The following is a 14,428-nucleotide window of genomic DNA, read 5'->3' as shown; positions in this document are numbered from 1 at the left end:
AGATAAGTGGTAGAACTGAGCGGATGATGGGTAATTAAATACCATGACAACAAAATATAAACAGGATATACGTGAGCAAGAAATCAAAAGATCCCTTTTATAAACGGGAAAGTGAAAAATACACCGATCCTGTTCCTAGCCGCGAATTCATCATGGACGTTCTTAATGAATACGGTAAGCCCATGTCGCGCAATCAGCTATTCGATAAATTACAAATACGAGACGAACGCAAACAAGAGTCTATGGGATTTAGGCTCAAGGCCATGCTGCGCGATGGGCAAATCATGCAAGACAGACGCGGGCGCTTTTGTTTGATGCAACGAATTAACCTATCACGTGGCACAGTCCAGGGACATCCCGATGGTTTTGGCTTTTTTATTCCTGACGACGGTGCAGAAGACATGTTTTTGTCTGCTAAAGAAATGCGGGCAGTGATGCATGGAGACGTTGTCCTTGCCTATCAAGTTGGCGTGGATCGTCGAGGAAGACCTGATGCGAAAATTCACGAAGTGATTGAGCATGCTAATGCGACTATTGTTGGCCGGTTTTTTACAGACCATGGCGTCAGTTTTGTGTTGCCAGATAGCAAACATTTGACCCAGGATATTTCTATTCCACCAGAAATGGTGGACGGTGCAAAAAATGGACAAATTGTTTTGGTCGAATTAATTGCCTTTCCCAGTAAACGAGCTCAGGCTATAGGTAAAATAATTCATGTCTTAGGTGAGCATATGGCTCCAGGCATGGAAATTCAAGTTGCACTTTATGCCCATGGAATCCCATTTGAATGGCCTGAGGATGTGAGCATCCAAGTAGCAAAAATTCCACAGCATGTCACCGAAGAACAAATCCAGGGGCGCACCGATTTGCGTGGATTGCCTTTTGTGACGATAGATGGCGAAGATGCTAAAGATTTTGATGATGCAGTTTATTGTTATAAAAAACCTAAAGGCGGTTTCCAATTGTATGTTGCAATTGCTGATGTCAGTAATTATGTGATGCAAGATTCAGCATTGGATAAAGAAGCCGCGCGTCGAGGTAACTCAGTTTATTTTCCTGGTAAAGTCATTCCTATGTTGCCAGAAGCGTTATCCAATGGTTTATGTTCGCTAAATCCCCACGTCGACCGTCTGTGTATGGTTGCAGAGATGGCGATCAGCGATGATGGTAAAATATCTCGTTCCCGTTTTTATCGAGCAGTTATTCATTCACATGCCCGATTAACCTATACCCAAGTTGGCTCTTGGCTTGCGCAGGGGGCTACGGATGAACAACATTCCTCCTTATGGCCTACATTGCAGTCGCTTTATGATTTGTATCAGGTGCTCTTAGTTACTCGTAAACTTCGCGGGGCTATGGAGTTCGAGACAACGGAAACACGCATCGAATTTGATGAAAATAAAAAAATTCAATGCATTGTCCCTGTGATTCGCAATGATGCACACAAATTGATTGAAGAATGTATGTTGGCTGCGAATGTTGCGACGGCACGATTTTTAGAAAAAGCTAAGATCCCTACACTATATCGAGTACATGCTGCTCCCGAACAAGATAAAATGACTGCATTAAGACAGTTTTTAGGTGAGTTGGGATTACAATTAGGAGGTGGGAAAAAACCAGGACCTAAAGATTTCCAGCGTACGATGAATGCCATCGAAGGCCGACCCGATAAACATCTCATTGAAACGGTAATGCTCCGCTCCCTGAAACAAGCACAGTATGTCGAAGCGAATGAAGGACATTTTGGTCTGGCCTATTCCGCCTATACGCATTTTACTTCCCCTATTCGCCGTTATCCTGATTTATTAATTCATCGTGCAATAGGTTATTTATTGGATAAAAAACCAATTCATGAATTTGAATATACTCATGACGATATGAACCGCTTAGGCAAACATGCATCGATGACTGAACGGCGTGCCGATGAAGCGACACGAGAAGTGGTTGCTTGGTTAAAATGTGAATACATGCAAGATAAGTTAGGGCAAGTATTCAAAGGCCGAATTTCTGCAGTGACTGGTTTTGGAATTTTTGTAGAGCTGGATGACATTTATGTTGAAGGCCTGGTTCATGTGACCTCGTTAAAAAATGATTATTATACTTTTGACTCCGTAAAACATCGTTTAATTGGAACACGTGGTGGTCAGGTGTATCATTTGGGAGACAGAATGACGGTATTAGTTGCCCGTGTTGATTTAGATGAACGTAAAATTGATTTTGAGCCAGTAGAGGAAACACCGAGTCATGAGTGAGCAGTATGTTTATGGGGTGCATGCGGTTTCTGCTTTGTTAGCCAACCCACATCGAGTGACTAAAAAACTCTATATCAGTGAAGACAGAACAGACAAACGATTACAGGATATTATTGAAAAAGCCATACAAGCAGGTGTTAGTATGGAGCATTTGAGTATGCAAAAAATGAATCAGCGCTTTGCTGATTTTGCCCACCAAGGTGTCGTTGCAACAGCCTCTTCGTTACCTGATTACAATGAGTCCCATTTGCTTGCCTTATTGGAATCCAGCAAACAGCCTGCTTTAATTCTTATTCTTGATGGCGTTACTGATCCTCATAATTTGGGCGCGTGTTTGCGCACGGCAGATGCAACAGGGGTTGATTTTGTAGTGATTCCCAAAGACAAAAGTGCCAGCATTACTCCTGTGGTCAGTAAAGTTGCATGTGGTGCAGCAGAGGCGATACCTTTAGTCAGAGTCACTAATTTGGTACGTAGCATGGATCTTTTAAAGGAACATGGGGTATGGATTTATGGGGCCGCTGGTGAGGCAACCAGCTCACTGTATCAAACAGACTGCACTGGCTCCATCGCAATTGCAATGGGCGCTGAGGGTGAAGGGCTACGTCGACTGACACGGGAGCACTGCGATGGTTTATTCTCTTTACCTATGGCAGGTAGTGTATCCAGTTTGAATGTTTCGGTAGCTACCGGTGTGTCTTTATATGAAATTGTAAGGCAACGAAAAGGGAGCAGTTCTTCATGAGTGAATTAAAAATAAAAGCGGCAAAAGCCGCATTGCAATTTATCGAAGATGACATGGTGGTCGGTGTCGGTACCGGATCCACAGTGAATTTCTTTATTAAAGAATTGGCTACTATAAAACACAGAATTGATGCGTGTGTATCAAGCTCTAAAGCGACAGAGGCTTTATTAAAAAAGGAAGGTATCCCCGTTATTGATTTAAACTCGATACAGGAACTACCCATTTATATTGATGGTGCTGATGAAGTGACTGAACATGGCGCAATGATCAAAGGCGGTGGCGGTGCGCATACTCGTGAAAAAATTGTAGCTCAGCTGGCGGAACAATTTATTTGTATTGTGGATGATTCAAAGCTGGTAAAGCACTTAGGGCGTTTTCCAGTTGCTGTTGAAGTAATTCCTTTAGCCAGAAGTATGGTCGCTCGAGAATTAGTAAAATTAGGCGGTGACCCAGAATATAGAGAAGGATTTATTACTGATAATGGTAATATTATTCTCGATGTGTTTAATTTAACAATCAATGAACCTCTAGATTTAGAGGAGCGCATTAATCGCATAACCGGCGTTGTTGAAAACGGCATATTTGCACACCGTAGTGCGGATGTTGTTTTGTTGGCTTCTCAGGATGGCGTGAAGCGTGTGAAATAGCGCGGTATTCAGCATGTAGCTTGGCTGCTTGTAGCCAGGCTACAATAACAAATAGGTTTTAGGCTAATGAATGAACATAAAGTTTATGTAAATCGAATTCTGAACATGAAAAAAATCAAGTTAATTGGTTTGGATATGGACCATACCTTGATTCGTTATAATTCTGAGAATTTTGAATCTTTGGTTTATCAGCTCGTCAAAGAACAATTAGTCGAGGTCAAGCATTATCCTGAACAAATTAAAAAGCTGAATTTTAATTATCATGATGCAATTCGTGGTTTGGTGATTGATAGTAAGAACGGCAATATTTTAAAGTTGAGTCGCTATGGGGCAATTCGACAAAGCTATCATGGCACCAAACAAATTGATTTTGCCGAGCAACAGAAAATTTATCGAAGTATCTATGTTGATTTAAGTGATCCCAATTATATGGCAATCGACACGGCTTTTTCAATTGCCTTTTGTGTTCTATATGGCCAGTTGGTCGAATTAAAGGACAGCCTGTATCCGGAGCAAATTCCTAGCTATCAAGCCATCGCCCAAGACGTGCAGTTTTGTGTGGATAAAGTACACTCCGATGGTAGCTTGAAAACCATCATTAGCAAAAATTTGCCTACATATGTGATAAAAGAACGCGCATTAGTTGAGGGTTTGAGACATTTTATCCATCATGGGAAAAAAATATTTGTTCTGACTAATTCAGATTATGCGTATACAAAGCTGTTGCTAGAGTATGCGATTAACCCTTTTCTAAAGAAGGGTGAGAGCTGGATTAATTTATTTGAATTTGTCATTACCTTAGCGAATAAACCCCGATTTTTTTACGATAATCTCCGCTTTTTATCGATTAATCCGGTGAATGGAACAATGACTAACATGATAGGGCCTATAGTTCCTGGAGTGTATCAAGGGGGTAATGCTAAAAAATTTACGGAAGATTTGCATGTCCGTGGCGATGAAATTCTTTATATTGGCGATCATATTTATGGTGATATTTTACGATTAAAGAAAGATTGTAATTGGCGTACTGCTTTGGTTGTTGAAGAGCTTGGGGAAGAAATAGCGGCCCAAGCACGGGCAATGCCTATCGAGAAAAAAATCAGCGAAGCCATGGATGTAAAAAAGGATTTAGAACAGCAATACGTTAATCTATATACCAAAATGATCGATGAAGGATCAAAACAATACAGCCATCAAATTCAAGAGCTGCAGGCGCAAATCAGTAAGATCGATGCAGAAGTTACAAAATTATTAAAAGAACAACAAACTCATTTTAATCCAAAATGGGAACGTATTTTTCGCGCTGGAGCGGAAGAAAGTTATTTTGCCTATCAAGTCGATCGCTTTGCATGTATTTATATGGAAAAACTATCTGATTTATTGGAATACTCGCCTGCAACGTATTTTCGTGCGAATCGACGTCTATTGGCCCATGATGCTGAGATATAGGTGAATCTATTTTTAGCTAACAATTGACCCAATACCGCATTTTGCGGGGATGACTATGACAGTACATATTGATGTTTCACTGGTTCGCCAACTGATTCATTTACAATTTCCACAATGGTCTGCTTTATCCATTAAACCGGTTGCGTTCAGTGGTTGGGACAATAGAACTTTTCATTTGGGTACGGAAATGACAGTTCGCCTTCCAAGCGATGCATCTTATACACAGCAAGTAGAAAAAGAACAGTATTGGTTGCCTTATCTGGCACCACATTTGTCTTTGCCAATTCCTACACCCATCGCAAAAGGTGCACCCACAGCGGACTATCCTTGGCCGTGGTCAATTTATCGTTGGATAGAGGGACAAACCGCGTCAATGGCGCGTATTGAGGATCTGAATTTATTTGCTGCTGATTTAGCTCAATTTTTGCAGCAATTACAAAGGATTGACAGCAAAGGTGGCCCAGTAGCTGGTGAGCACAGTTTCTACCGTGGAGGTGCACTGACCACTTATGATGCAGAGACACAAGAAGCAATTAAAATTTTGCGCCAACAAATAGATACAGTGGCTGTTTCTTCGATGTGGTCTGAGGCACTTAGTGAGACCTGGTCATCTGCCCCCGTTTGGGTACATGGAGATATTGCTCCAGGTAATTTGTTAGTTAAAGAGGGGCGTCTTTGTGCGGTGATTGATTTTGGCCAATTAGCAATCGGTGATCCTGCTTGCGATTTAGTGATTGCGTGGACTTTTTTGAATGCGGAGAGTCGAGAGGTGTTTCGTAAAACACTGCAACTTGATAAGGCAACATGGGCGCGTGCCCGTGGATGGGCATTATGGAAAGCGCTGATTGTGTGTGCTGGATTATCTGGCACCAACCCGTTGGATATTGAAAAGTCATGGAAGGTAATTGATGCATTAATGGCAGACTAGCGAATTATCTACAGACCCTAAAAAAGGAGCTATAGTTTATTATGAACAAAATCGGTAAAAGCGCTATAAGGAAATAAATATTCATAAGGAAAAACTATGTCAACAATGAACTTATTGAAAAGAGCGATGCTTGTTTTTTGCTTCATTGGGCTTCCCTTGTTTGTTACCTCCTGTGCCACCAATCACACTGTTTCATCAAATAGTGAAAAGGGTTATGGTGGAGAAGGCTCAGGAGCAGGTGGTGGTGGACATGGTGGCATGGGCGGAGTCGGTGGCGGCGGACGTTAGTGTTTTATAATTCACAAGCGCTGGGCTTATCAGCCCAGCCTACTCGAGATATACGTTCGCGGCCACAAGTCAGTTACATGATCACTTTCTTTAATGTTTCTAAGCTAATATTGGCACCACTTAAAATAACCACTGCGTTTTTACCTTGAAAGTGTTCTGCACATTTTAAGAATGAGGCCAGAGCTACGGCGGCAGCACCTTCAATTAATAAATGATGCATACTTAAGATGGTTAATAATGCCGCTTGAATTTCATTTTCCGAGACTAAAACAAACTCATCAACGTAATCACGACACAAATCAAGTGTGATCGAATTAGGTTCTATTCCTCCTGCGGTCGCATCAGAAAGAGTTGGCAACGTGTTCATCGAAATAATTTTCCCTGCTTTGACTGACTCTGACATCACTGGAGAGTTTTCTGGCAAACATCCTATAATTTTCGTTTTAGGGGAGACCGCTTTAATGTATCCCGCAATGCCCGCAATTAAACCACCTCCGCCCACAGGTACAAAGAGAACATCAATGGATTCAAGTTGCCGCGTGAGTTCTACACCAAGAGTTCCTTGGCCTGCAATCACCTCAGTATTGTTATAGGGTGATACGTAGACCATATTATGTTGTTTTGCATAATCTATCGCATGTAACTCCGTTTCAACGCAGTCTTTTCCATAGAGTTGAAGCGAATCAGTATAAAAACTGATGTTTTCCTTTTTGACGAAGGATACATTTTCAGGCACAAAAATAACCCCAGGGAGATTGAGTTGGTGTAAGCCATAGGCAACAGCAGCACCATGATTTCCTGTTGATGCGGCTACAATGCCATTTTGTTGCTTTTTACTTAAAGACAATAGGGCATTCAATGCTCCACGGACTTTGAATGAACCTGTATATTGCAAATTTTCACATTTTAAATAAAGATTTGCATGCGTTAACTGACTGAGCGGAACTGAAAAATCTAAAGGGGTTTCACGAATGTGGGTGCGAATTCTACTTTCGGCTTTAAGTACCTCAGTTTTAATATCCAACATAACTTCATCCTCTTTTTAGTGTGAATAAAACCTAAATATTATAAAAATAAAAAATAAATCTTCCTAAAAATAATTTCTTAATTCTTCCTTAAGGTTTGATCTTTATACTTGATCCTGAACTAACAGGGAGCCCGGATGCGATGCGTGTATTAATTATTGAAGACAATGCTGTTAATGCATTTTGCTTGTCTCGACTCATAGAGTCAGTAGTTGCATCGGTATCAATAGATGTTGTGAATAACAGTCAAGATGCTTTGTCGTGTATTGAAACTCAGCTGCCCGATCTCGTTATCATTGATGGTGAGTTGAATTTGATCGATGAATCATCTACTCACGGTCCCCAGCTTGCAGCAGCTATTCTGCAAAAATATCCTCATCTTCCTTTAATCGCTTGGTCAGACTCCGAATTTATGCGTGGGGCTTTTGCTAAGGTTTTTGTGCAATATAATCGTTTAGTAAACGAGTACAATACTTGGGCAAAAACAGTAAGGCCAGAATGCATTCAAAAAACTTGGGCTTATTATTTTGATGAAGCGGCCAATGAACAGCAACAAACATTTTCACATGTAACTCGTGCTAAAAGACAAGCCAGTTATCACCTTGATTATATCTAAGTAGCGGCTCAGCACGCTGAATTTTGTTTGGTTTTGCATCCATTTTTATCCGGGCGTACGCGTTGCGAAATCGGCAAGTGCGCCAAAGACACGCTATAATTATAGTTATTCTACTGTTGTGGACATATGAGTAAGATCTATTTCTTAAGGAACGTGCTATGGATTATGGACGGATGCAAAACTCTACCGATCAAAAAACACACAGAATACGTGGAGATAAAAAGACAAGTAGAAAGAATACTTCTGGTTCTTTAAGTGAACAATTAAAAGTGACTCAAAAAGATTCGAGAGAAGAGAGCGTACCCGCAGAAAAAAGCATGCTTAATTTGGAGGTACAAACCATTAAAACGGAAGAAACATTTTATGCAAAAAGTATTTTGCAAAACATACTGGAAAGCTCCATTGAATACTCTATCGTTGCTACTGATTTAAATGGAAAAATAATCGTATGGAATGAAGGCGCTTATCGCAATTATGGGTACCAGGCATCTGAAATGGTGAATAAAAAAAATATTCTTATTTTGCATCTATCCGAAGACCTGAAATCTGGGGCCGCACAGGCGTTTATGCAAAAAGCGTTGGCGGAGGGTAAAGCCGAAGAGGTGTTTGAGCGAGTTCGTAAAGATGGGTCCCATTTTTTTGCTTCGATCACTTTAACCTTACGTCGAGACGATATAGGTAATCCTATTGGCTTTCTCACCATTTCCAAAGATATTACAGAAGCGAAACAAATTGAAGATCAACTCATTAAGACTAATGAAGAATTGGAACAGTTTGCCTATATTACTTCACATGATTTAAAGGCGCCTTTACGCGCAATCGAACGATTAGCTACCTGGATTGAAGAAGATAGTGCTGACAAATTAGATGATAAGTCAAAGGAACATTTGGCATTATTACGTCAACGCACGTTACGTCTGTCCAACTTAATTGATGGAATATTACAATATTCGCGCGCAGGGCGTGTTGATTTGAATATTGAACTTGTGAATGTTAAAACAGTTTTAAAAGAGATCATTGAAAACATTAATCCTGAAGGTCAGTTTACGATTCTCTATCCTAAACGATTACCTATTTTTAAAACAGCGAAGATCCCGTTAGTGCAGGTGTTATCCAATTTGCTCAATAACAGCATAAAACATCACCATAGGAAAAAAGGGCTTATTACTGTAGAGGTTAAACCGTTGGGAGCATTTTATCTGTTTACTATTAAAGATGATGGTCCGGGAATTGCATCTGAGTTTTTTGATAAAATTTTTGTTGTGTTTCAAACGCTTAAATCAAGAGATGAATTGGAGTCTACTGGTGTTGGCTTGAGTATTGTGAAAAAAATTGTCGAATTTCAAGGTGGAAAAATTATGGTGCAATCGGAACTCGGAAAAGGAACTACAATGTCATTTACTTGGCCTAAACAGCTCGGTAAAAAAAATATTGACCAGTTCTAACTTGCATTTTTGCTAGGAAACTCAAGCAGATTCCAATAGTGATGTAACGATGAAATTATTTCCATAAATCGTGAAATTTGAAAAGGTTTTACAATGTAGCCGGCAACATTCAAGTTGTATGCATCTATTTTGTCCTTTTCGCTATTTGATGTCGTAAGAATAAAAATTAGCATGGATCTTAAATTTTTATTGGCGCGGACATTTTTTATAAATTCGATGCCATTCATCTTAGGCATATTAATATCCAGGATGATTATTTTCGGTGTGGGGTGAATTTTTTTCTCGCCATTTTGCCCTAATAATTTGTTTAATGCTTCTAATCCATTAGTTGCAACATGAAGAGGATTATCGATATTATTTTTTTTAAAGGTTCTTTGCATGTCTTTAATATCAATCGCATCGTCATCTATGAGCATGAAATGAATTGATTTATCTAACTCATACATAATTTCTTCCTAATCTTTATGTACTATAAATTATAGGCAATAAATTTAATTTTTTTCAAAATTGATTAATTTTTAGTACTATAATTAATTTAAGATTTGACATCGATACTGGCTAAGTTTTTTAGCGAGAATATTTCCTGAGTTCCGCAGACTTTTATTATTCATTTAAAGTATGGGAATGCGGAAGGAGAATGGTTATGGAAACCCACAAAAACACCGTAGATATTTTGTATATCGAGGATGATATCGTTGACGTCGAGGGTGTAAAGCGAATATTTAAAAAAGTTAAAGAATCTTGTGCTATTGAAATTGCCTCAAATGGGGAAGAAGCATTAAATAAGCTATTTGGGCGTGACGGACAAGAAAAAATCCATCCGAAGGTGATCCTTCTCGATATTAATGTACCCAAAGTCAATGGAATTGATTTGTTAAAAATTATTCGCAAGGATCCTTCATTAGCTTTTACCGAAGTATTTATTCTGACAAATGCTTATACGAAAGAAAATAAGTTGGCCATTAAAGATTTAAATGTAAGAGGACAAATTATTAAACCTCTGGAATATGGTGATGCATTGAACATTTACTGGGCAACACACCATACATAAATTGAGATAGTCCCATCGCTTTGTATTCCATAGTTAAGTTCAATCCCTTTTTAAGATTTTATATTTTCCTAACAGTAGTAGACTGGGTGACGGTTTGCAGGAGCGTAACCCGGGTTTCACTTCGTTTCACCCAGGCTACAAAAGAAGTACGAGCAATACGTTAATGAGCCGCATCCCAATTCGCGCCTGTGCCAATAGAAACTACCAGGGGCACGGAGAGCATAACCGCATGTTCCATCAAGTCACGAATTATTTTTTTACTGACTTCTACTTGAGTATGATGTACTTCAAAAACCAACTCATCATGGACTTGCATGATCATTTTTGCTGGAGGATTTTTTTGTTCCTTTTGCCATTTCGCGATGGAGATCATGGCTTTTTTAATAATGTCTGCCGCAGTTCCTTGCATCGGCGCATTAATTGCCGTTCGTTCGGCTGCTTTTTGTCGTATCATATTGCGCGTATTAATTTCTGGTAAATACAAACGTCTACCGAATAAGGTTTCGACGTAACCGAGCTGGTGAGCTTGTTGGCGGGTGCGGTTCATGTATTCCAAAACTTTAGGGTAACGTTGGAAATAAGTATCAATGTAATATTGTGCGTCCTGACGTTCGACACCAATTTGTTTTGCCAGGCCAAAAGCAGACATGCCATAAATCAGACCAAAGTTGACTGCTTTAGCGCGACGACGATGTTCGCTGCTGACTGCTTCTAGCGGTGTTTGAAAGATTTCGCTGGCAGTTGCTGCGTGAATATCCCAACCCTGAGCAAAGGCTTTTAACAAATTTTCATCTTGTGATAAATGCGCCATAATTCGTAATTCGATTTGCGAATAGTCGGCTGCAAGGATAAGGTAGTTCTCGGGTGCTATAAATGCAGTACGAATCAGGCGTCCTTCTTCACTGCGGATAGGAATGTTTTGCAAATTGGGTTCACTCGAGGACAATCTGCCTGTGGCCGCAACGGCCTGGTTATAGGAGGTGTGGACTCTATGCGTTTGTGGATTCATTTTTTTAGGCAATGCGTCGATGTAGGTCGAGACCAGTTTTGTTAGGCTGCGGTATTCAAGAATCACTGCGGCAAGGCGATAATCATAAGCCAGCTCTTGTAATACCGATTCTGCTGTGGAAGGTTGTCCCGTTGGGGTTTTTGCAATTACGGGCAGCTTATGTGAATCGAAGAGAATTTCTTGTAATTGTTTTGGGGAGTTCAGATTAAATGGTTTGCCCGCTAGTTGTAAGGCTTCTTGCTCCAATGCATGGATACGTTCTTTCAAGCGAGTTCCATGTTGTTCCAAAGTCACGCAATCTATGAGTACCCCTAAACGTTCCATATCGGCAAGTATGGTAACCAACGGCATTTCTATTTCATTGAATACACTGAGTACGGGTTCTGGGATCGACGGGAAGAGTTTATTATGAAGTTGCAAGGTTATTTCTGCATCTTCTGCGGCATAAGCTGCTGCTTTATCAACAGGAACCTGATCAAAACGCAACTGCTTTGCCCCTTTGCCAGCAACTTCCTCATAACTAATTGCTTTGTGTCCCAGATATTTTAAAGCCAATGAGTCCATATCGTGACGACCAGCAGCGCTGTTGAGTACGTAAGACTCTAACATCGTGTCATAACTGATGCCGTTTAGCGTGATGCCATGATTTTTCAAAACAGAATAATCGTATTTGAGATTTTGACCAATTTTTTTTATCTGGGGATTTTCTAAAATGGGTTTTAATGCAGTTAACACTTCTTCGCGAATTAATTGTACTGTGCCATCCGTATGGGTGAACGGAATATACACGGCTTTTCCTTCTTCAATTGCCAAGGAAATGCCAACAAGCTCCGCTAACATAATATCTATGCTGGTTGTTTCTGTATCGATACAAAATACTTGGCATTGCTCCAATTGATTGAGCAAATGATTTAATTGGTGGTTTGTCGTAATTATTTCAAAAGGTATACTGGATACACTTGGTTTGTTCGCGGAGGAGTTTCCTTCTGCTCCTAAGAGTTCTTTAAGCCAGTTTTTGAATTCAAATTCACGTGTTAAATCAATGAGTTGTTCTTTATCCATTGGCTGAGGTTTTAACTCACCCCATTTGAGAGGCAAATCAACATCCGTTTTGATGGTTACTAATTTTTTGGATAGGGGCAGTTGGGGGATACTTGCACGTAAGTTCTCTCCGATTTTACCACCAATGGCGTCTGCATGTTGGATGAGGTTATCCAATGTTTGATATTCGCTAAGCCATTTGACCGCTGTTTTCGGTCCACATTTGTTGACACCAGGAACATTATCTACGGTATCACCAATAAGTGTCAGATAATCAATGACCTGTGCTGGCGTAACGCCAAATTTTTCTTGGACTCCTGCAATGTCCATGCTGGTATTGCTCATGGTATTGATGAGCGTAATATGTTCGTTAACCAGCTGGGCCATGTCTTTATCGCCCGTAGAAACGACCACTGAAACTCCTTGTTCTGTGGCTTGTTTTGCTAAGGTCCCTATCACATCATCTGCTTCAACCCCTTCAATAATCAATATGGGCAGTCCCATGGCTTGTAAAAGCTGGATTAAAGGGGCAAATTGGATGCTTAAGTCATGAGGCATGGGTGGCCTATGAGCTTTATATTCTGGATACCAATCATCTCTGAATGTTTTCCCCTTGGCATCAAAGACCACAGCTAATTCTTCGGGCTGATAGTCCTTGATGAGCTTTTTAATCATGTTGGCTACCCCATAGATGGCTCCGGTGGGTTGGCCTTTAGAGTTAGTTAAAGGCGGTAGTGCATGAAATGCGCGAAAAAAATAGGATGAACCATCAATGAGAATCAAGGGAGATGTCATAGTTACTCTGCCTCTTCTTTGGCAAGTTGTTTCTTCAATAAATCAATTTGCTCTGAAAGTGCTTTAATATTTTTGCGCATTAAAGGAATTCGATTCACTCCGAGCTCATGTTGGATAGCAAGATCTTTGGGACGCGCTGGGTTTCCTAAATAAACATTTCCTTCTTTCAGATGTTTGTTAGGTGGTACTCCAGTACGAGCACCTAATATTACTCCATCATCAATGCGTACATGATCACTCACCCCAACATTGGCAGCAAAAATCACATGGTTTCCTGAAGTGGTGCTGCCTGCGATACCAGTAAAACCACATAGAATATTATGCTTACCTAATTTAACAGAATGGGCTACCTGGACTAGGTTATCAATTTTAGTTCCTTCGCCAATAACAGTTGCTCCCATTGTGGCGCGATCAATTGCGGTATTTGCGCCTATTTCTACATCATCTTCAATCTGGACATGTCCGACATGAGGCACTTTAAGATGTTTGCCATCAACAAAGGTATAACCAAATCCATCAGAGCCTACAACCGTAGAGGCATGAATGATGACTCTGGAGCCAATTTGGCATTTATCGTATACGGTAACATGGGGATGAATGGTGGTGTTAGCACCTATAGTCACTTCACAACCAATATGAATATGGCTCTTTAAAATACTGTGATCTCCGATAATACTGCCTGCTTCAATCACTACATAAGGACCTATAAAGACTTCATTTCCCAATTGCACTCCTTCACCAATGACCGCAGTGGGATGAATGCCAGGAAGCGTTTTTTGTGGGGGATTGAAATGGTGCATCAACGTAATAAAGGCTTTAAATGGATGCTTTACCTGAATTAATGTTTTTTTTGAAACAGAAACTTGTTCGCTGACTAATATGGCAGCTGCTTCTGATGCTTCGGCTAATTTCACTTTGTCGTTACTATCAGCAAACACTATACTTCCGGGGGCAATGTCGTCAATCGATGATAAGACAGAAACCTTTATTGAGTCATCACCTATGACTGCCCCTTGTACCTTGTTTGCTATATCAGCTAGTGAATAACTCATTTGTTGGCCTTTTTTTGTAAAATAGCCGATTATATACCCAAGAAACCTCCATTGCTATGCTTTAGGAGGCTTCATTTTCTTACAA

13 protein-coding genes are annotated in these 14,428 nt (G+C 40.3%); 9 read left to right on the top strand and 4 right to left on the bottom strand.

The genetic code is table 11. From position 1 onward, the window contains the following. The first annotated feature begins 71 nt into the window (after positions 1–71). From rnr to BGO44_RS03365, 6 genes are all read left to right on the top strand, one after another. On the top strand, positions 72–2,252 hold the full coding sequence (rnr, locus tag BGO44_RS03390) for a ribonuclease R (protein ID WP_273198064.1): 2,181 nt from the start codon (positions 72–74) through the stop codon (positions 2,250–2,252). After that, positions 2,245–2,997: a 23S rRNA (guanosine(2251)-2'-O)-methyltransferase RlmB gene (rlmB, locus tag BGO44_RS03385; protein ID WP_058511316.1), complete on the top strand. Its 753-nt coding sequence runs from the start codon at positions 2,245–2,247 to the stop codon at positions 2,995–2,997. Before rnr ends, rlmB begins: the two co-directional genes overlap by 8 nt. Beyond that, positions 2,994–3,644, top strand: coding sequence for a ribose-5-phosphate isomerase RpiA (gene rpiA, locus BGO44_RS03380; protein ID WP_058511315.1), 651 nt, complete (start codon positions 2,994–2,996; stop codon positions 3,642–3,644). Before rlmB ends, rpiA begins: the two co-directional genes overlap by 4 nt. A 66-nt stretch (positions 3,645–3,710) precedes the next feature. Then, a complete protein-coding gene (locus BGO44_RS03375; RefSeq protein ID WP_273198065.1) occupies positions 3,711–5,093 on the top strand; it encodes an HAD-IG family 5'-nucleotidase in 1,383 nt (460 codons plus the stop codon). A gap of 55 nt (positions 5,094–5,148) precedes the next feature. Continuing rightward, the gene (locus tag BGO44_RS03370; protein ID WP_273198067.1) at positions 5,149–6,021 is read left to right on the top strand and encodes an aminoglycoside phosphotransferase family protein; all 873 of its coding nucleotides are present in this window, start codon (positions 5,149–5,151) and stop codon (positions 6,019–6,021) included. 96 nt (positions 6,022–6,117) lie between these two features. Next, positions 6,118–6,309 carry a hypothetical protein gene (locus tag BGO44_RS03365; protein ID WP_058511312.1) on the top strand — a complete coding sequence of 64 codons (192 nt, stop codon included), beginning with the start codon at positions 6,118–6,120 and terminating at the stop codon, positions 6,307–6,309. 73 nt (positions 6,310–6,382) lie between these two features. Here the strand turns inward: BGO44_RS03365 and BGO44_RS03360 are convergent, their stop codons facing one another. Continuing rightward, positions 6,383–7,336: a threonine/serine dehydratase gene (locus tag BGO44_RS03360; protein ID WP_273198068.1), complete on the bottom strand. Its 954-nt coding sequence runs from the start codon at positions 7,334–7,336 to the stop codon at positions 6,383–6,385. A gap of 140 nt (positions 7,337–7,476) precedes the next feature. Here BGO44_RS03360 and BGO44_RS03355 point away from each other — a divergent pair, with 140 nt between their 5' ends. Both BGO44_RS03355 and BGO44_RS03350 read left to right on the top strand, forming a co-directional pair. Beyond that, positions 7,477–7,950 carry a response regulator gene (locus tag BGO44_RS03355; protein WP_058511310.1) on the top strand — a complete coding sequence of 158 codons (474 nt, stop codon included), beginning with the start codon at positions 7,477–7,479 and terminating at the stop codon, positions 7,948–7,950. A 158-nt stretch (positions 7,951–8,108) separates the two neighbouring features. Continuing rightward, on the top strand, positions 8,109–9,395 hold the full coding sequence (locus BGO44_RS03350; RefSeq protein ID WP_273198070.1) for a sensor histidine kinase: 1,287 nt from the start codon (positions 8,109–8,111) through the stop codon (positions 9,393–9,395). Here BGO44_RS03350 and BGO44_RS03345 read toward each other — a convergent pair. Beyond that, positions 9,392–9,841 (bottom strand): response regulator, encoded by a 450-nt coding sequence (locus BGO44_RS03345; protein WP_273198071.1) that lies wholly within the window; start codon positions 9,839–9,841, stop codon positions 9,392–9,394. The two genes, BGO44_RS03350 and BGO44_RS03345, sit on opposite strands and share 4 nt — an antisense overlap. A 197-nt stretch (positions 9,842–10,038) precedes the next feature. On the opposite strand from BGO44_RS03345, the gene BGO44_RS03340 reads away from it, so the two are divergent. Beyond that, positions 10,039–10,446, top strand: a complete 408-nt coding sequence (locus tag BGO44_RS03340) for a response regulator (protein ID WP_058511307.1) — start codon at positions 10,039–10,041, stop codon at positions 10,444–10,446. 160 nt (positions 10,447–10,606) lie between these two features. Here BGO44_RS03340 and polA read toward each other — a convergent pair whose 3' ends face one another. Together polA and lpxD are read right to left on the bottom strand one after the other, a co-directional pair. Further along, complete coding sequence (polA, locus tag BGO44_RS03335) at positions 10,607–13,291, bottom strand: DNA polymerase I (protein ID WP_273198072.1); 2,685 nt, start codon at positions 13,289–13,291, stop codon at positions 10,607–10,609. Between the two features lie 2 nt (positions 13,292–13,293). Beyond that, a complete protein-coding gene (gene lpxD, locus BGO44_RS03330) occupies positions 13,294–14,343 on the bottom strand; it encodes a UDP-3-O-(3-hydroxymyristoyl)glucosamine N-acyltransferase (protein WP_058511305.1) in 1,050 nt (349 codons plus the stop codon). Positions 14,344–14,428: the final 85 nt, after the last annotated feature.

It is taken from the genome of Legionella sp. 39-23, assembly GCF_001897665.1.
GTDB classification, from domain to species: domain Bacteria; phylum Pseudomonadota; class Gammaproteobacteria; order Legionellales; family Legionellaceae; genus Legionella; species Legionella steelei.
Note: the sequence above shows the minus strand (reverse complement) of the source record. Positions and strands in the feature narration are given on the sequence as shown.

Bases quoted from the DNA above. Each gene is read 5' to 3' on its own strand.
- BGO44_RS03365 (WP_058511312.1), top strand. From the start codon at position 6,118: ATGTCAACAATGAACTTATTGAAAAGAGCGATGCTTGTTTTTTGCTTC.
- BGO44_RS03340 (WP_058511307.1), top strand. From the start codon at position 10,039: ATGGAAACCCACAAAAACACCGTAGATATTTTGTATATCGAGGATGAT.
- BGO44_RS03355 (WP_058511310.1), top strand. From the start codon at position 7,477: ATGCGTGTATTAATTATTGAAGACAATGCTGTTAATGCATTTTGCTTG.
- lpxD (WP_058511305.1), bottom strand. From the start codon at position 14,343: ATGAGTTATTCACTAGCTGATATAGCAAACAAGGTACAAGGGGCAGTC.
- BGO44_RS03360 (WP_273198068.1), bottom strand. From the start codon at position 7,336: ATGTTGGATATTAAAACTGAGGTACTTAAAGCCGAAAGTAGAATTCGC.
- BGO44_RS03345 (WP_273198071.1), bottom strand. From the start codon at position 9,841: ATGTATGAGTTAGATAAATCAATTCATTTCATGCTCATAGATGACGAT.
- BGO44_RS03370 (WP_273198067.1), top strand. From the start codon at position 5,149: ATGACAGTACATATTGATGTTTCACTGGTTCGCCAACTGATTCATTTA.
- rpiA (WP_058511315.1), top strand. From the start codon at position 2,994: ATGAGTGAATTAAAAATAAAAGCGGCAAAAGCCGCATTGCAATTTATC.
- BGO44_RS03375 (WP_273198065.1), top strand. From the start codon at position 3,711: ATGAATGAACATAAAGTTTATGTAAATCGAATTCTGAACATGAAAAAA.
- BGO44_RS03350 (WP_273198070.1), top strand. From the start codon at position 8,109: ATGGATTATGGACGGATGCAAAACTCTACCGATCAAAAAACACACAGA.
- polA (WP_273198072.1), bottom strand. From the start codon at position 13,291: ATGACATCTCCCTTGATTCTCATTGATGGTTCATCCTATTTTTTTCGC.
- rlmB (WP_058511316.1), top strand. From the start codon at position 2,245: ATGAGTGAGCAGTATGTTTATGGGGTGCATGCGGTTTCTGCTTTGTTA.